This window comes from Rhizobium gallicum bv. gallicum R602sp, assembly GCF_000816845.1.
Taxonomy (GTDB): Bacteria; Pseudomonadota; Alphaproteobacteria; order Rhizobiales; family Rhizobiaceae; genus Rhizobium; species Rhizobium gallicum.
The window spans coordinates 1,883,208-1,901,341 of record NZ_CP006880.1; the positions used below are offsets into that span (position 1 = coordinate 1,883,208).

The window sequence follows — 18,134 nt, forward strand, 5'->3', positions numbered from 1 at the left end:
GTTCTTGCCTATCAACTATCCGGAGTCGGCCGAGACACGATGCTCGTCATCAGCCGTGACACGGGCCAGATCCTTCGAATATGGCAGCAGCGCATTGCGGGCAGCACCCGACGCATCGGCACGAAGGTGGCCGGTGCGAGGAGGCACCGGTCTCTTTCGATTGCGAAATGGCAGAGGCCGTTATTGCGCGGCTTCTTCGATCAAGTCGGCGACGACTTGCGGCTTCGAGGTCATCACGACATGGGAAGCGCCTTCGACCACGACAGTGTGCTTGGAGCCTGCCCGCTCCGCCATGAAGCCTAGCGCCTTTGCCGGGATATTCTTGTCGCCGTCGCCATAGATGAACCATGAAGGCAAGGTTTTCCAGGCCGGCTCGCCGGATTTCTCGGTCAGTGCCGCCTCGGCGATCGGGCGCTGTCCCGCCGCCATAAGAGCGGCTTGTTCCGACGGTACGTCGTGAGCAAACTGCTGGTGGAACTTTGCCTTGTCGATGTAAAGGTCTATGCCGCCATCGGCCAACTTGACCGGGGCCGCGAGCGCTTCGCCAAGTGTGCCACCTGGAAATTTGCCGGCCAGGTCCGCTGCCGCTTCTCCAGCTTCCGGTGCGAAGGCTGCGACATAGACGAGCGACTTGACGTTGTCATGACCCCTTGCCGCGTTCGAGATCACTTGCCCGCCATAGGAGTGGCCGACGAGGACGACGGCCCCCTCGATACTGCTCACGACGTTTGAGACATATGCTGCATCACTCGAAACACTGCGCAGAGGGTTGGCCGCGGCGACGACCGGATAGCCGTCCTTTTCGAGAATTTGGATGACGCCGTTCCAGCTCGAAGAGTCGGCAAATGCGCCATGCACGAGGACGACGGTGGGCTTGGCCGACTGAGCGGCAGCACTACCTGCGAGAAGAGCACCAGCAAGGGCGACGGCGGCAGCAAACTTGGACATGTTATTTCCTTTCTATCGTTGGTGGTTTCTCGGAGTGACTCAGCCTTTTTTAGATGACGATCAGTTTTTGGGGCGAACACGTCGGCGCTGAAATTGGCAAAGCAGCATTCCGCAATGTCTGTTGCGTACGATTTATTTGTGCACAATCTAAATAAACGAAAGGGATTTTGCAGTCAATAGCGCGCAAGCAGATCGCACACAAAATATTTTGGAACGCATTATCGCCAACGCAGCCGATACTGAACCCGACCTCCCTGATATCGGAAAATGCCATGTTTTCCCATCCATTCGGGCGGGCCACGACCTTCAACCAGCTCTATCGCCCTGCTTGCCGATCTCGGTCTTACCTACCCTCAATATCTGGTCTTGGATTCGCTCTGGGAGAGGCCTTGTTTCTGGACTCCAGTACCTTGACGCCCTTGCTGAAGCGACGGCGGGTCTTGTCACTCGCACACGCAATCGGCAGGAGGAGCGCCAGGTGCTTCTTCACCTTTCGGCTGAGGGTCAGGCGATTAAGGATCGTACCGCGCCGGTCTCGATGTGCATCAGCGATCTTGTGGGGATTGGCGCCGAAAACAGCGCGAGGGATCAGCAATCGAAGCTGTCCGATGCGCTCTCTTAGAGAGGAGGCGTAGAATGAGCCAAATCGCATGAAAACGATGTCGATTAATTGAAGTAGCGCTAAAATTCTCTGAGCCGGCCGAAATCTCGCCGATCGGTCGATAAAAAGCACGAGGCCACTCTCGTGGTTTCTATATGAACTTTGTTTGCGTCTCCCGACGGCGTTGATCGCGAAGCTGCTTTGGTGGCAGAAGCTGCGTCATACCGCACTTTTCGATATGCGGCAGGAAGGCCGATTCTGGACACTTTCTTTTCATTTGACGCTCCCTAGTTGTTATCTTGCTAACCAAAGCGAAACCTGATTGAAAAAATGACCTTCAGCAATGTCTCAACAGTCTGAGGTGGGGATGAAAGTTTCTAATGTGGCTGCGTCTATGAACGGTCAAGCTGCTGAACTTGTTTCTTATTATGGGAATAGCCTACGACTGTTAAAATGCTCTGCAAAGGTTGCGCAGGCCTATAGAATCGTGGCCGCGGCCGACGCGACTCTTTGGCAGGTATATCCAGAGCTGCTCGACCCCGACCGCAAATCGCTTGTCGAGGCCGTGCTTGCCGGCGGCATCCCGTGCAATATTGCGATTGAACCTGGCGCGTCCAATGAGGGGCGCAATCTTCTCCTTTTCAGCACCGAACGGGGACTCGGCGTCATCGAGACGCGAGACGAGGCGGCTCGTTCGAAGGTGCCGCATGGAGATGCAGATCGAGCTTTGCTTCTTCATCAGGCCAGGCATGACGCATTGACGGGACTGGCCAACCGTCGCCAGTTCAGCAGCGACCTTCAGGCGAATCTCCCGATGCTTGCCGGGTACAAGCTTGCATTGATGCAGATCGATCTCGATGACTTCAAGCCGGTCAACGACACCCTTGGCCATGGCGCCGGCGATATCGTGCTCAAGATGACGGCGGAACGGATCCAATCCGTTCTCCGCGACGGTGAGACCGCCTACAGGCTCGCAGGCGATGAATTTGCCGTCATTCAATCCTGTGACGACCAGCCCGCTGAAGCAGAGCGTCTGGCCGAATCCTTGGTCCGGGCGTTCAAAGATCCGTTTACCATCGACGGGATCAGTGTGTTTGTAGGCGCGAGCGTAGGAATTGCCATTGCCCCGATAGACGGCAACGACGGCGAACAATTGATGAAGGCCGCCGACATTGCGCTCTACGCAGCCAAGAATGACGGACGCGGCCGGGCGAGAACGTTTAACCGCTCGATGATGATTATGCTGGAACAGCGTGAGCTGCTGAGGCGCAGCTTACGTGTTGCCCTCCAGGAACAACAGTTCTTTATTGAGTATCAACCGCTCGTCGAGATTGCGGACGGGATCATAGGATTCGAGGCCCTGCTGCGCTGGCGTCACCCTTATGCTGGCGTTGTTCCACCCAGTCTTTTCATTCCCATGGCCGAAGCCGACGGCCTGATGGGCGATATTGGAGCGTGGGTGCTGGAAAACGCCTGCCGCCAGGCGTCAACATGGCCCTCGCATTTTATTGTATCGGTCAATCTTTCTCCGGCGGAATTTCTAATCGGTGGTTTCACCGATCGCGTAGCGGAAATCCTGGACCAGGTCGGACTCGAGGCCGATAGACTGGAACTCGAAATAACCGAAACCGTCTTGCTTGAGCGCACGACCAATAATCTCGACACGCTCCACACCCTGGAGGTCTTGGGCACCCGGATCGCGCTCGACGACTTTGGCACTCGCTATTCGTCCCTGAGCTACTTGCAGAACTTCCCGTTCGACACGATCAAGATCGACAAGCACTTCATCAACGATGTCGAGACGAACCCGAGGAGCCAGACGATCGTGCGCTTCATCATCGGCCTTGCGCATGGATTGGGGATGCGGGTTACGGCCGAAGGCGTCGAAACAGCCGGTCAAGCCGCTTGGCTTGGCAGAAAAAAATGCGACAGACTGCAAGGAACCTTCTTGGGCGCCCCGATGTCTGCCGAAGCGATTGGCGATTTTCTGCGTCAATCCTCGTTCGAGATGCTTTAAGCTCTACCAACCGCGCTCCCGCCCGAAGGTCGTCCTTCGACCTCAAATCACACATAGGCGATGCGCGCACCGTCCGTTCGTCAAGCGGAAAAAGCCGCAAGGCAGCCAAAGATGCGGTTCGACACGAACAACTATCAGGACCTCGTTTGACGGCCCCTGAATCGCATCATCAGTCCAAATTCAGCGAGACCAGCGCCGCCCACCGGCGTGACGATCGCAGTTTCTTGTCAATCGCGGATTTCTATCCAAACTGGTGCGTGATCACTCGCGTGCGGTAGCGATCGGACAGACTTGTCGACGCCCGCAGCGACCAGATCGTCGGCCAACGATGCGTTTAGCAAAAAGTGATCGATCCGAAGGCCGGCGTCGCGAGCGAACGCGTTGCGAAAATATTTCCAGAATGTGTAGATGCGTTGATCAGGATAGAGATGCCGGATCGCATCGGTCCAGCCCTGCGAAACAAGATCAGCGTAGGCCGCCCTCACCTCGGGCCGGAACAAAGCGTCGTCGCGCCATCGCTCAGGGGCGTAGACGTCGATATCGGTCGGCATGACGTTGAAATCACCTATCAGCGCGCTTGGAACATCAAGTTCGAGAAGCTCGGCAGCGTAGCTTTTAAGGCGCTCGAACCAACGGAGCTTATAGTCGAATTTCGGGCCCGGCGCCGGATTGCCGTTGGGAAGATAGATGCACCCGATGATGATGCCGTCGATGACCGCTTCAATATATCGGCTATGCGTGTCGTCAGGATCGCCGGGCAGACCACGCCTGGTTTTTACAGGCTGCTTTCCTTTGGCCAGGATGGCGACACCGTTCCAGCTCTTCTGGCCGTGCCAGATGGCGCCGTATCCCGCCTTCTCAAGCGCGCGGCGCGGGAACTTTTCGTCAGGTGTTTTCAGCTCCTGCAGACATGCAATATCCGGCGAGGTTTCCTTCAGCCAGCGCAGGAGAACATCGAGCCGGCCGTTTATACCGTTGACGTTGAAGGTCGCGATTTTCACGGCTAATCAGAGCTCGGTGTGGCCGTTGGACGGTCACATTCCCCGACCATTGGCTCGTCTTTCGCCTTGTGACGGCAATCGGCGAAAGCCAAGCCGCCGACGTTGCTCCCCTCAAACCGTTCCTTCTCGTTGCCCCGGGCGTAGCGTTCCTCGGACCTGGCATCGGTGAGCTTGCGCTTGATCATGTCATTTCATCCTCCTGGCTGCCGTCCCATTCACAACGCATGTCGCGGCAATAAGATGCATTAAATCAAAGGCATGTTCTTGGCGTGTTAGGCGCGGGACTGAGCGCCGCCGAGCCATTGCGGGCATTTTGTGTTAAGATAGGCAGCCCGCTGGCCGAAATGGTGTTGCCTTTCAGCGTTTCGAACGGGAACATTTGAACGCCCGACGTTGCGTAATGGATTTCCGGCCGGGTAGTAGTTCGCGCCCCTGATACGTGGCCATGCGCCGTCCTCCATGACCCACAATCGGCTAGCGCAGGAACTATCGTTTTTTGTCATGCGTTCATTTGCCGGACGTGGTCGCTAACGTCCCTCTTCGTCACATTAGCCCGCCGTGGCGGGCATTTTTTTGGGCATACGGAGACGGCTTCGGGCCCTAAAGATTGAGTGGGTGATCGTTGGGCGTGCTTCCACAAATATTGCGCTCCCCCGCCTGGATGGGGCCGATGCATCGCTTGCGATCGGATTTCGGGCGAATTCCGTCCGCGGGACGCTTCTTGCAACCTTCACGATAAGCGTCCGCAAAGGGACGCCCTGACAGTTGCCAATGCCGATGCCGCAAGCGTTCCATCATCCACCGTGGCGTGCCCTCGTGCAGCAATGGTTTTGCAAGAGAGCGTGCGAAAGCGCCAGAGGGCCAAGACGGGTATTTGTGAAGCTACAAAAATGTGGGGGAGAATTACCCAAAAGAGGTAATTCGATTTGGCGGGGACTCATGTTAAGAAAAACTAACGCGGCAGTTGTATTTGGTCGTCGCGAGTTGGGCGGGTCGCATCGGCGGATGCGGCCTGTCTCGTTTTCAAGCCCCTGCGGGGCCGGCTGCTGTCCAAAAGCGTCGCCTGAACCCTCGAGCCACGTAACTGCTCAGCCGTTTTCCGCGGCAGGTGGATCGCACATCGAGCCCCGATTGCGGGTGGCTCTCGCCGCGGGGCGATCGTGATGTGGGAACCGGACTGGCCAGCTTCATCGGAGCACATGCTCACAGTGTTAACGACGTTGAGGAATCGTGACTCGACTCATCCCTGACCTCGATGGTTCTATTTGAGAACAGGTTGGGGAGTTGGTCGATGGGATATGAGTGGGATGACGCCCGCGAGCGTCGGGCTTACGCTATAAAGGTCGTCTCGATAGTGCTGGCATCAGCGGTGACGGCAGGAGTTCCAACTTGGATCGTTGCAAAAGCCATGGGGCTTTGAAAGCGTAGCGATCAATTCCTCAGAGGCCGGGCTCGGCGATACCCGCCGTGACGTTTGCGTCTTTCCCGTTGCCTGTCGCGTCGGTATCGGCCGCAAGGAGCTTCGCGACGGCTTGCACTGAATTTCGTGCGTGAAACGCTCCCGTGCCGACACGACCACTTTGAAGCGAGGTCAACGGACATTTGATTTTCGATGGATCAAACTGGAGCCTGAAACTCGAGGGGACACAATCGGCGGCTATCGCTGAAAGCCCCCGGTTCTCAAATGTCTCTATTCTGCAGCGTCGCAGATGAGACTCCGACCCTTGCGCCAGAAATTTCCTGATTTTTCAGCAGCGCGAAGCTTGTGATATTTGCTGCTATCGCATGCGATCGAAGACCTCGGGCCGCAATCTTCCAGTCTGCATCAGGTATTGCAGGGTGTACGATATCGACAGCGCGTCATCGAGAGCGTCATGCCCCTGCAATGAGGGATGTTCGACGCCATAGTAGTCGGCAAGCTTGTTGCTCGGTGTTTTCGCCAGATCCTCGACCGGCATTCCCGCCGCAATCAGGAGTTTGACGGCATTGTCGAAACGATAGGCCGGAATAGGAGGCCGAACACCTACGACATAGCAACTGATCGCGACCATATTCAATTCGTCCTTACCCCATGACCAAAACCGAGCACCCTCCGAGAAGCTGTCGACGTCTGCAAGAGCTTCTTGCAAAGTCACGCCTTCAGCGTCGATGCGCCCTTCAGTAATGCCGGTCAGCTTGGTAAAGAACGGGGCGATTGCATATCTGTCACCAAACCTGTCGATGGGCCGGACGTAGGCTTTGTATGTGTCCAAGAGAGGAAAATCACCTTCTAGCCCGAGCTTGACGGCCCCGATCTGCGCGATAACGGGATCGGGATCGTGGGCCGCGCACCAAAATCTGTGTTGCGAGCCTTCGAGGCAAAGAAATTCGCAGTCAAATATGATTGCAATCTTCATGATCACCGTCGCTCTTCGGCGCGTCCCTTGGCAGCAGGAATATGATGTTTCCGTGAAACCGACGACGATGCTCGGCGACTAACTCCGGCACCATAACTGATTTGGGATTTTCGAAAAGGTCTGGCCGTCATGGTGCAGACGGCGGTCACAACGTTTGCGATAATTCATTGCGGACTTTTTGCACGCCCCTGGTTTGCTGAGCAACCTCCGCGGCCTTGGAAATCTCGGCGCGGCCGGAGACCCAGCCGGAAAGAGTGATCTCGGCTCCGTGAGCCGATACGAAAATATAGGTCGGATCGATATCGGCGGCACATGCCAACGCGTCGTAAACGGCCGATTCGATATCAGCCGCTTCGGGAAGTGCTGTTGCGGCGCGGGCTACCACACCCAGATCTTTTCTATCGACTGACATACCTTGTCTCCAGGGCTTATCTAAGGTTCTCGACCACACCCGTCCTTGCGGGACACTGACCGCCTATAGATCTGACGGGCTATCGACGGATGTCCTGTGCCGTCAGTGTGTAATTGTTTCTGCGGCTACGGTTATAGGCTTTGGATGCGGCCTCCAGAATCGATGGTCGCTCTGCGTCGAACGCATCGAGGCACTCAATCTCGGACCGACTAGGTTGGTCCGTGGACCGCAGGGCGGTCGCTTCGATCAGAAATCGGACTTCGAACATTCCATCGTAGCCCAAGAAGCGGACCCCCTTCCGATTTTCATCGAAACTGCGACTTCTATTTGGGAAGCTGAGGGGCATTACCGCTTCTTTCCATCAGGATTTGATTGTGTTGATACTTGATCAGAACGATCAGCCGGGGATGGCGCGGCAGGAATTGCGCTTGGCCTCCCACGGCGCCCATTCATCGAAGGCTTCAGACCACGTATGACCGGCGCAAAGGCTTGCTCGCTGCGGTTGAGAAGCGCAAACAGCAACCCGGCCTCACCGATATGTGTGTTCAGCACATGCCCGATGAGAAACTTCGTCGCGCTCAGAATGACCGGGCGGTCCTCGATCGGGCGAAGTTCATAAACGCCGGCTTTCGCGAGGACACGATCCATCGTGCTCATAGTGGCGGTCGTCAGATGACTGGAGAGTTTAGGGGACGACATTTACCGTCCTCCTGTCGGGGCTTCGAAAGACCGATCCGAAAAGATGGCGCCCGTTCCAACATGCTACCATTGCCTTTATATGGGGACGCCGGCCGGCATTGCAACGACTGCTTGGATCAAATAAAAATTGCACGAGCCGGATAGCGTTCAATCGCCGGTCGCCGGCGAGTGCATTCGCAGCTTTATGGGACGCATTGCCAAAACCTGCCTGTCAACTTGCCTGCGCGCTCAACCGAACGGGTCCCCGGATACCGATCCTAACGCGGAACCTACGGACCCTTGGGTCGTTTCATCAACGCAACCGAGGAGGTCAGGCAATGACTAAGACGGCAGATACGACCAATTCGAACCTGGAAAAGGATCCTGAAGACTGGGTCAGCGGCGACGAGCCTATGACAGGAGCCCAGCAATCCTACCTGAAGACGCTGTCCGAGCAGGCGAACGCCCCGGAGCTTTTCTCGATGAAACTGACGAAAGCAGAAGCCTCGAAACGGATCGACGAGCTCCGTTCGAAACTTGGCCTTCCAGACCGATGAGACATTCAGGCACAGCACTCGTGTACCCTTAATCTTTCGGTCTCGGTGCTCAGTAGCGTATGCTTCGTTGGCATCCGCGTGTGCCTTTTGACGAGATCGTATCGTGCCCTTGATCTCCTGGGCAGGCACGTTACTGACGAGAACCGAATTCGGATCAGCATCTACTCATTGCGTGCACCTGTTCTATCGCGCAACCGTGTCACCACGGTCATGCCCTGAGCCGGAGGCGCCGTGGCAATAGTCGCATTGCATTGCGCCCCTTGCACCGGCATACGAGCGAGAGGCTTCTAGATGAACAGCGTCAGACGTTGCTCAAAGGCAAAATGGCGCGTTAAATAGAGCTCTTGAGAATTTCGAGTGAGCCCTGACATGTGCGGACGCGTATTCATCAAAACCAACCTCGAAAGCATGATGAACGCCTTTGCTTTCGCCGATCGCAAAGGCGTGCTCGGCATGGCCAACCAGTTCCCGCGGTATAACGGCGCCCCGTCGCTCGACTATCCGATCATCATCAGGGAAATGGTGCGCGAACCGGATGTCATGGGACCGGTGTTCGTCAGCGCCGGCTGGGGCTTGATACCTGGATGGATGAAACCGGGAGGGCGGCCTCAGGTCAATGTCCGCTCAGAAGGTATCGCCAGGAACAGCAAATTCAAGGTTGCCTATCGCGCTCGCCGCTGCCTTGTTCCAATCGACGGTTTCTTCGAATGGAAGGACATCTTAGGCACGGGCAAGAACAAGCAACCGTATGCCGTCGCCATGAAGTCAGGAGCACCCTTCGCACTTGCCGGCGTCTGGGAAACTTGGCGTAATGCGGCCAACGTCGATGTTCGCACCTTCGCCATCATCACCTGCCCGGCAAATGCAACGATGGCTGCGATTCATGACCGCATGCCGGTCATTCTGCATCCAGAGGACTACGAGCGCTGGCTGTCGCCGGAGCCGGAGCCCGATGATCTGATGAGGCCGTTCCCCTCCGAACTGATGACCATGTGGCCGATCGGACAAGCCGTAGGCTCACCCAAAAACGACACGCCGGACATTATAGAGCAGATCAATCCTGATCCAGAACCGCCTATGTTGTGAGAATTCCTACGAGCGGCTGCTTTCAACGATGCAGGGCGTTTGGCCTCGACAAAAAGAGGATGGACGCATGACAGAGCGGTTGGCTCGACACAGTTGGAGAACTTGTGAAGAGAACCGACAGGTTCATCACGCCCTGCGGCTCGCCGCGATTGGTCGCGCCCACCCAATGGATGTCTAGTCGCAACAGGAAATTGCGGCCGTTGCGCGCTTGCGCTGTTGATGAGTTTGCGGCTGCTACGCCCTTCGTCCTGGCCCATTGAGCCGGCGCCCAAGACCATTAATTAAGACCTTGCTAATTTTATGATGTTGAAGCAACCTCTAAGGTTCGCCCCGTTTCGTGGGCTTCGCTGCCTTCAGCGAAAGGAGGTTCTATGTCGTCCGACATCCATTACATGCCATACGGCTGCCGCGCGGAACAAGACGGCAAATGGACGGTATTTGATACCGTCACCGGCTATCCCGCCATGATAGGATGCAAGCAACTGACTGATCTAACTGAAAAAAATGCCACTGAACTGATGGACATCCTCAACCGGAACACTGTTGGGTCCAAATGGCAGCGCCTTCCCAGATATGCAATCCAGGGACTTCCAACACGGATAAGCGGCATCGATCTCGACCAGAAGACGCATTCGCCGTCACCCAGGCATCAGTGATCGCGTTCGCTTTTCGTAAGCGTTCGGTGTGTCTCGCTAGCGCGGCCGAATGGCCATCAGTTCAAACGCCCACCTTGTCGAAACCCGTGGCAATGGGGTGCGGCAGCAGCCCGAGACATCTGCGAATGCCCGGCTGGGCCAAACGATATCGTACGCCGCGCGGAAAGCCGCTTCTCTCCCTCATGTCCGTTGATCAGGAGCGCTGCTGGACGTCCAGCGATCGGGCTGGACCGCTTCCAGTCCGCGCCTTGTCGAGGATGCTGGACGTTCTCCCCTTGCATCGGGCGGCCGTCCATCGTTAACCTGCCTTTCTGGCGAGGGGCGGAAATATGAGTAACAGACGTTGGGATCACCCCGTAATGATCATCTGCAGGAAGACCGGGCAGCTCTCGACCATCGCATCCACAGCCGAGGCGCTCGAGGTTCTCACGAATTCTTGGCCGATTGCGGACGGAAAGGCGTTCATGGCCGCGTTGCTGATCTGCTCCGACGTCGAAGCCGGCATCCGAGAACCTGACGAAGCCCGCGTAAGCTTCATCGCAGCAGCGAAAGAAGCAGGTGTTCCGTTCGACACCATGGGGGGTTAGGGAAAAAGATGCCTCCTGAAGTGCGCTTGAGGCGTTGAACAATCTTATCAGACGGCGGAATTCTGCCGCAAAACCAGCGACTTCCGGTAGCGGGGCCGAGCGACGTTGTTTCCCTTGGGCGAGCTTGGCGCTGCAGCTGAGTTTCACCGCTTTCTTTGCTCCTCACGGGCATTTCTTCCATGCTAGTCTGGTGCCGCCTCCCGTGGCATAGCAAGGTCGCGCCGTCTTGGTTTGGCAATTGCTTCGTCCAGCGCTCGGGCGATCAAGAAATGCAACGTATCCGCGGCAGGTTCTTTGTCTGACATGGCGCCCGGGCGTAAAGCATCGATAGGGGTTGGAATTTCGCTGATGGCCGGCCCCAAAAGGTTGGGCCTAACTTATCATGGGTCTCAATATGTGAGCCGCTGTCACGTTTCATGGAAAACAATGGCGCGGCTAGGACCAAAGTCCCGCCAATATTCAGACTTCGGTCCAATATCATCCGCCTCAAGCATAATGCATGTTCTGAATGACCCGAAGTGCGCATTGCGCGCGAAAGGTCAGGGCTTTCCTCGTGCAGCCAGGGAGGGCCTTAATTTGTACTGCGTATTCCAAGTGTCGCAAGGCTCCGAAGGCAGCAGCGGCACAAGGTACGGCCAGGGCTCGCCTTAGCCCACCCATCCGAAGGCGAGCCCTCGTCGTAACTTGCCCGTCGGTGCAGTATACCGCCCGCGCACCAGTCCTTGACACAACCGCAAGATCTGTCCTCCCAAAGGAAAGCCACCCCGGTTAAGGAGAGACAGGCATGCATGCTACTTAAGGAAAGAAGGGGCCGAGCATCCTTGTTTCGAGCCGGCAGCGTCGGCGGCGACGGGTGCAATTGAACCTGCCGTGACCGGCAGAACGATCCTCAAATGGAACCGAGCACGAGAAAGAGAGCAGCCCAGAACATAGCTGACAGTTCGGCCGCCACCAAGAACCCAATCGTCCGCTCGTACATCCCGTCCTCCTCCAGATGGAACGAGGACCTGCCGCACATCATGACGAGCCCTCCCTACCCGCGAATCGCCTGCTAAGACGTATCAGGAAGGCGTGTTTACCGGTCTTGGCAAAGACGCGATATCGCAAGATCTCAGGATACTGGCCTTCCTCTTTCTGTCTGTCTTCCGACGCTCAGTCGAAAGCGGCCGGTGAAAGGATCTATGCCGCCTTCGAGGTGTGGTCCCGGCCCGCGTAGGCGACACCACGGCATACTACCACTTGGTCGACACGTTTCTTTCTTGGCGCTGCGCATGACCAAGCAACTGCTGAAAGACTTCCTGGCGACACGACCGAAGCCGCCGGAAAGAGCAGAGCGCCTGCAGGATTCCCGCCGACAGTGTCCGAAGACGGCGAGATCTGATCCAGCCCCTATGTGGGCGTTCTGCTGCCTGGAGAAATCACGTTTGGAACCGCGGTGGCGGCATTATGTCGTCAACGTTCTGCCGCTTACCAGTGGAGTGCCGCGGGAGACAGGAGTATCCTAGCTGCGATCGCGGTGGTGCCGCTTTACAGAGCGGCGCTTAGCACGGCGTTCTTGTCTAACGCCGAGCGAGGTTCAGATGATCTCGCCATCGCCGATGTCGGCGGCGCGCCAGAGACCCTCAATCGGAGGTAACCTAGCAGGGAGGTTGGTTTCATGTTTATCGACAGCAAAGAAATGTCCGTGGATCGTCGGCACTTCGTTTACGGTGGCGCCGCCGCCTTTAGCGCCATGGCCGCCGCATTGGCGGGCGGCGCTAGCTCGGCGCAGGCCCAAACCTACCGAGCCGACGAGGGAAAGGAGTTGGCGCCGGGTGTGCGGGCTGTGGAGCTCGGCAAGGGGGCTGCGATGATCCCCGGCTACAAGACAGTCTCGCTCATCGATCTCGTGTTTCAGCCGCAGTCGGACCTGCCTGTCAGCGCCATGCCCAATGCAATGATTTGCCACATCACCGAAGGGGAACTAATGGTTCTGCAAGACGGCAAAGAGTTCCAGGCCAAAAAGAATCACGTATGGACCTGTGCCGAGGGCACGAAGGAGGGCGCACGCAACGCCGCAGGCGCACTTGCGGTTATGCGGATTGCAAACCTGCTGACCGTATGACGCAACGCGGAAACGGAAGCCTCGGTGCCGACGCACAAGGTATGACGCGTTCGCCCGCCTTGTCGGCGCCCAAGCTTTGCCTGGATGGCAATCGATCGGCGCGGCTCCGTTTCGACAGCAAGTTAACTGAGCTCTCGATTTTTCACCGGGTGAGCCCCGATCTTGCTTGGTGTCGCTATGGTTTTGCAGGTGCGGCTTTCGGATCATGCCGGTGCAGCGACATTGGAACGAAGAACTCATTTCCTCGAATGAATCGGTCGCACCCGAACTACTTTGTGGAAGTGTCGTCGGCGCGGTGTTCGCGAATGGCGTCAAGTCTCTTCAAGAAGGGGCCGAAAGCATCGTCGGTGTCTGAAGGCACGGCAAATGTCGGCAATGATTGCAACTGCCGAACAAGAGCCCTGTCAGTTTCGTACGGCAGATACTGCAGCACGGCCGGTTCGTCTGGTTCCGATGTCATGCAGCCGTAACGGAAAACCGCCGCGATTGTTCCGCCAACGGGGCAAAATTATATTACTAATTCTCACGAGCAGAGATTTTCTAGTTGAGATTGCAGCCCGAAGATGGTCCTATGGAACCCGCGTAGCTGTGTCCCCAAGCCCTCCGCCGATTTTTGACCCGAGCGGCCCATGTCGATTTCAGATGCGATCTACCGTCCCTTCGAGACGCTGGTCCGGCCGCTCGAGATCCCCTATCGCCCGCTGCCCTCCGAGGGCCCGGTCGCGGTCCTCGTGCACTTCATCTCGATGTTCCGCGGCGTTCTGATCGTCTTGGCACTTTCCTCGATGGTGGTCGAAGCCATCAGCCTGACGATCGTCTGGGGGCTTTCGGTCATCGTCGACGGCGTGACGGCTCAAGGCGCCCTCGCCTTCCTGCACAGCGAATGGCCGCTGCTTGCCTTTCTCGGCCTCCTAATTTTTCCGGGCACGCCGGTCGCCTCGTTCCTTGTAAACACCCTCACCTCGCATACGCTGGGCGTCGGCATGCCGGCCGCCATCCAGTGGCAGGGTCACAAGGCGGTGGAAAGGCAGGATCTCGCCTTCTTTCACGAACTCTTTGCCGGACAGGTTGCCTCCCGTCTTTCGCAGGTGGCGTCCGCCGTACAGCAGCAGATCATTGCCGCATTCCAGTCTATCCCGCGCTTCCTCCTGCAGATGGTCGGCTCGATGATCCTGCTCGGCACGTTGTCCTGGCAGCTCGCCCTGCCGGTCCTCGTCTGGATCATCCTCAACGTCGCGCTTGCCGTCAGGCTTGCGCCGATCTTTGCCGAACGCTCGCGCCGCACCGCCAAGCAGCGCAGCCTCGTCGCCGGCGCCATCACTGATCTCTACAGCAACATGCAGATGATCAAACAGTTCGCTGCTGAAGACAGCGAGGCGGGCGCCATCCGCCGCATCCTGCAGAAGGCCGTGCAGACGCAACACAAGGAACAACGCATTTACCGGACGTCGGAACTGATCGTTGTAGCGCTCAACATGGCGCTCTGGTTGTCGATTCTTTCGATCGGTTTCTCGGGCCTCGTCAACGGCTTTCTCACGGTCGGCGAGTTCGTCGCGGCGGTCTACATCCTCCACCGGTTGTCCGGGCACACCTTCACCTTCCTGCAGATGGGCCACCAGATCTTCCAGGCGATAGGCACCATCAAGGACGCCATGCCAGTGATGACGACGCCACCCACCATCATCGACGGGCCGGACGCGGCCGAATTGACTGTCAACCGCGGGGAGATCCGTTTCGAGAATGTCCGCTTCGCCTATAAAACCGGCAAGCCGGTGATCGATGGGCTGTCGCTGACGGTGCGGCCCGGCGAAAAAGTTGGTCTCGTCGGCCTGTCCGGGGCGGGCAAGACGACGCTGGTTAGCCTGCTGCTGCGCTTCTACGACATACGCGACGGCGCGATCTTGATCGACGGACAGGACATCCGCACGGTCGCGCAAGCAAGCCTTCGCCGCGCGATCGGGGTCATCGCGCAGGACGTCTCGCTTTTGCACCGTTCGGTCGGTGACAATATCCGCTACGGTCGGCCGGAGGCGACGCAGGACGAGATCGAACAGGCGGCAAAGACGGCAAGGGCCGACGCGTTCATTGCCGATCTTGCGGACGGTGAAGGCCGCAAGGGCTTTGACGCCTTCGTCGGCGACCGCGGCATCAAGCTCTCCGGCGGCCAACGCCAGCGTATCGCCATTGCGCGCGTCCTGTTGAAGAACGCACCCATTTTGGTGCTCGACGAGGCGACCTCCGCACTCGACAGCGAATTCGAGGCAGCCATCCAGGAAAAACTCAATCTGGTGATGGCGGGAAAGACGGTCATTGCCATCGCACACCGCCTTTCAACCATCGCCAGGATGGACCGAATCGTCGTGCTCGATCAGGGGCGTATCGTGGAAGAAGGCAGGCCGGACGAACTGGTCGAACAGGATGGCCTGTTTGCTCGCCTTTGGAAACGTCAGACAGGCGGCTTCATTCCTGAAGTCATCAATTGACTTTGGGGGCATCGCTACGATGGCGGACCACTGCTGCAGCATCGCACAGGCTGTGCAGTTCGTCTCCGGGCCCGCTGGCAGACAATGCAGGCGCCGACGTTTTGGGTCGTCCAATGCCGGATTTACAGATCAATGAGTCGTTGGGCGGTGAACTTGTCCGTAACAAGCATGTCGATGACCCCAATTCGAAGGGCGCCGGCGATGGCGGCGGTCTTCTTAAACCCACCGGCTAAGGCGATCACGCGATCCACGCGTTCGAGGTCTTCGAGCGGGATACCAATAACGCGCTCGTCGAGCGGCGTCTTAACCGCCTTACCATTCCTGTCGAAGAACCGGAGCGAGATATCGCCAACGGCTCCCGCTTCAGCTAGGTCGGAGAGCTCCCGCGACGAAAAGATGTTCCCCGAACGCGCAAGGAGCTCGGAAGGCTCGACCGCTCCGATGCCGACGATTGCCAGTGAGATGCTGCCGAACAGGTCCATTGTCTCACGGACGAACGGATCGGCCTGCATGAGCAGCTTGGCCTCCCGCGAGGTCGTCACGCCTTGCACCGGAAGCAGCTTCGGCTCCGCGCCGGTCAGCCGTGCCAGTCGAGTCGTCAGTTGAGTGGCATGTGTCTGCACCGAGGGGTCGCCCATGCCCCCGAGCGTCTGAACGACATACTTCGCCTGGGCGCTTTTCTGCGGGTGAATGTTTTCGACCATCTTGAAGATGGTCTGACTCCAACTCGAAACTCCAATGATCTCGCCAGGGGCAAGGGTGACCTCAAGGAGATGGGCAGCCGCTTCCCCAATCCGTGCCATGACCGCGCCGTCTCGATCCTCGCTACATTCGACGACGACGGCTTCGGGTAGTCCGTACTTCTGCCTGAGAGCGCCCTCAAGCTCACTGTAGGTACCGACAGGAGGAATGACGCTGGTGCGAACGATGTCCTCGGCCTCGGCACGTTTCAGCATTCGGGAGACCGTGGCCTGCGACAGGCGAAGATGCTGCGCTATCTCAGCCTGCCGTCGCCCTTCGATGTGGTACATCTGGGCCACTCTTGACATGAGGCGGAGTTCGTTGAGGCGAGCCATGGCTGATCCCGGTGGGAATTTTTATTCACCTTTAGCCATTGTTTGGCGCGACGTCGAGCGGGCGACAGCATCATTCCAGGTATTCAGGAGCGCTGCCCGGTCCACAGGTTCCGGGTCAATGATCTGCGTGCTTCTGGGTATTGCCGCGATGACTTCAAGATCGCGCCACAGACCAAGCGACAGTCCTGCCAGATATGCGGCGCCAACTGCCGACGCCTCGGGGGCCTCGCATTGGATGACGGCGTGCTCGACAAGGTTCGACACGCACTGCATCAGGAAGCGGTTCTGGCTTGGTCCGCCGTCGACATAAAGGGCGCCAAGTTCGCCGCCACTTTGTGCTCGCATGGCCGCGATCACGTCGTGGGCCTGAAACGCGATCGAATCGGTCACCGAACGTGCCATCTGCGCACGCGTCGTACTGAAATTGATCTGAGAGAAAAGGGCGCGAGCATTAGAGTTCCAGTATGGTGCACCCAGTCCTACGAAGGCTGGCACGAATCCCGGCCCGCCTGCTTCGGCGGTCTCGGCAAGGTCGATCAGCGCAGCGACGTCCGCAAGGCCGAGAATGCCCGCCATCCATGGAAGGCTCGCGGCAGAAACGAGGATGTTACCTTCGAAAGCGAAAGTCGGCGTTCCGTCGATGCGCCAGGCGACGGTAGTCGTGACGCCATTGCGTGGGGCGATGAATCGCGGAAGGGTTGTCATCACCGAAGACCCCGTTCCGAAGGTTATCTTTCCATCACCAGGTTTAAACGCTCCATGGCCGAACAGGGCTGCATGGCTGTCCCCGATCGCGGCCCTGATAGGGGTGCCGTCGGGTACGCCCTGCAGCCCTTTTGTTGTTCCGAAATCGGCTGAACTGTCGAGCACCTCCGGCAGGAGTGCGGTATCGACACCGAAAATCTCGCCGAGCTCCATACTCCACGTCTGCTCCTCAAGGTCGAACAATTGGCTCCTGGCGGCGTTCGAGGCATCGCACACGTGCCGGCGTCCGCCGCTCATGCAGTGTACGAGCCAACTGTCGATCGTTCCCAGTCGCACTGGTCGGCCGTTCGGCACGCGATCAAGCAGCCATCGGAATTTCGAACCTGGGAACATTGGGTCGAGGGGTAGGCCCGTGAGCGCCTGCACGCGACCCAGATGTCCTTCGACGAGGAGACGCTCGCAATCAGGTGCCGTGCGCCTGCATTGCCAACTGAGGACCGGTCCGAGCGCTTCTCCCGTCTCAGCATCCCAAACCGTGACCGACTCGCGCTGATTGGAAATTGCCACAGCCGCAATGGTTACGTCCGGGACCGCTTTCAGGCAGACTTCGATCGCCTCGCAAACAGACGTGTAGAGACGGTTCGGTTCTTGTTCGACCCAGCCGGGTTTCGGATAGGAAATTCCCACAGCCGCGGAGCCTCTGCCGAGGACTTCTCCCTTTTCAGAAACCAGAACTGCCTTTGAATTGGTCGTGCCCTGATCGATCGCCAGAATAGCGAGCATCGTATCCTCCACAAATTAAAAGGCCGGGGCGGCTGAGCGTCCCG

General features: G+C 57.9%; 16 protein-coding genes. 8 read left to right on the forward strand and 8 right to left on the reverse strand.

The annotated features are described in order from the left end of the window. Positions 1 to 180: 180 nt before the first annotated feature. Entirely contained in the window at positions 181 to 948 is a 768-nt protein-coding gene (locus RGR602_RS31955) for an alpha/beta fold hydrolase (RefSeq protein ID WP_040115947.1), read from the reverse strand. Between the two features lie 478 nt (positions 949 to 1,426). On the opposite strand from RGR602_RS31955, the gene RGR602_RS39575 reads away from it, so the two are divergent. Continuing rightward, positions 1,427 to 1,570: a hypothetical protein gene (locus tag RGR602_RS39575; protein ID WP_166677478.1), complete on the forward strand. Its 144-nt coding sequence runs from the start codon at positions 1,427 to 1,429 to the stop codon at positions 1,568 to 1,570. Between the two features lie 346 nt (positions 1,571 to 1,916). After that, positions 1,917 to 3,566, forward strand: coding sequence for a putative bifunctional diguanylate cyclase/phosphodiesterase (locus RGR602_RS31960; protein ID WP_040115948.1), 1,650 nt, complete (start codon positions 1,917 to 1,919; stop codon positions 3,564 to 3,566). Between the two features lie 227 nt (positions 3,567 to 3,793). On the opposite strand, the gene xth is transcribed toward RGR602_RS31960, so the two are convergent. The 5 genes from xth to RGR602_RS31985 form a co-directional block, all read right to left on the reverse strand. Then, positions 3,794 to 4,567, reverse strand: a complete 774-nt coding sequence (gene xth / locus RGR602_RS31965; protein ID WP_040115949.1) for an exodeoxyribonuclease III — start codon at positions 4,565 to 4,567, stop codon at positions 3,794 to 3,796. Between the two features lie 2 nt (positions 4,568 to 4,569). Beyond that, complete coding sequence (locus RGR602_RS31970; protein ID WP_040115950.1) at positions 4,570 to 4,752, reverse strand: hypothetical protein; 183 nt, start codon at positions 4,750 to 4,752, stop codon at positions 4,570 to 4,572. 1,593 nt (positions 4,753 to 6,345) lie between these two features. Then, the gene (locus RGR602_RS31975) at positions 6,346 to 6,963 is read right to left on the reverse strand and encodes a 3'-5' exonuclease (protein ID WP_040115951.1); all 618 of its coding nucleotides are present in this window, start codon (positions 6,961 to 6,963) and stop codon (positions 6,346 to 6,348) included. A 145-nt stretch (positions 6,964 to 7,108) separates the two neighbouring features. Further along, positions 7,109 to 7,375: a BON domain-containing protein gene (locus tag RGR602_RS31980; protein ID WP_052451864.1), complete on the reverse strand. Its 267-nt coding sequence runs from the start codon at positions 7,373 to 7,375 to the stop codon at positions 7,109 to 7,111. A 79-nt stretch (positions 7,376 to 7,454) separates the two neighbouring features. Continuing rightward, on the reverse strand, positions 7,455 to 7,721 hold the full coding sequence (locus RGR602_RS31985; protein WP_040115952.1) for a DUF1488 family protein: 267 nt from the start codon (positions 7,719 to 7,721) through the stop codon (positions 7,455 to 7,457). Between the two features lie 670 nt (positions 7,722 to 8,391). Here RGR602_RS31985 and RGR602_RS31995 point away from each other — a divergent pair. The 6 genes from RGR602_RS31995 to RGR602_RS32020 all read left to right on the forward strand — a co-directional run bounded on the left by RGR602_RS31995 (position 8,392) and on the right by RGR602_RS32020 (position 15,526). After that, a complete protein-coding gene (locus tag RGR602_RS31995) occupies positions 8,392 to 8,610 on the forward strand; it encodes a DUF3072 domain-containing protein (protein ID WP_040115954.1) in 219 nt (72 codons plus the stop codon). Positions 8,611 to 8,979: 369 nt separating this feature from the next. Further along, on the forward strand, positions 8,980 to 9,696 hold the full coding sequence (locus tag RGR602_RS32000) for an SOS response-associated peptidase (RefSeq protein ID WP_040115955.1): 717 nt from the start codon (positions 8,980 to 8,982) through the stop codon (positions 9,694 to 9,696). 371 nt (positions 9,697 to 10,067) lie between these two features. Beyond that, positions 10,068 to 10,352: a hypothetical protein gene (locus tag RGR602_RS32005; RefSeq protein ID WP_040115956.1), complete on the forward strand. Its 285-nt coding sequence runs from the start codon at positions 10,068 to 10,070 to the stop codon at positions 10,350 to 10,352. A gap of 329 nt (positions 10,353 to 10,681) precedes the next feature. Then, a complete protein-coding gene (locus tag RGR602_RS32010) occupies positions 10,682 to 10,939 on the forward strand; it encodes a DUF982 domain-containing protein (protein ID WP_040115957.1) in 258 nt (85 codons plus the stop codon). Positions 10,940 to 12,596: 1,657 nt separating this feature from the next. Continuing rightward, positions 12,597 to 13,043 carry a hypothetical protein gene (locus RGR602_RS32015; protein ID WP_170250777.1) on the forward strand — a complete coding sequence of 149 codons (447 nt, stop codon included), beginning with the start codon at positions 12,597 to 12,599 and terminating at the stop codon, positions 13,041 to 13,043. A gap of 629 nt (positions 13,044 to 13,672) precedes the next feature. Continuing rightward, positions 13,673 to 15,526, forward strand: coding sequence for an ABC transporter ATP-binding protein (locus RGR602_RS32020; protein ID WP_040115958.1), 1,854 nt, complete (start codon positions 13,673 to 13,675; stop codon positions 15,524 to 15,526). A gap of 122 nt (positions 15,527 to 15,648) precedes the next feature. Here the strand turns inward: RGR602_RS32020 and RGR602_RS32025 are convergent, their stop codons facing one another. Next, entirely contained in the window at positions 15,649 to 16,602 is a 954-nt protein-coding gene (locus RGR602_RS32025; RefSeq protein ID WP_040115959.1) for a sugar-binding transcriptional regulator, read from the reverse strand. A gap of 21 nt (positions 16,603 to 16,623) precedes the next feature. Next, positions 16,624 to 18,090, reverse strand: coding sequence for an FGGY family carbohydrate kinase (locus tag RGR602_RS32030; protein ID WP_040115960.1), 1,467 nt, complete (start codon positions 18,088 to 18,090; stop codon positions 16,624 to 16,626). Positions 18,091 to 18,134: the final 44 nt, after the last annotated feature.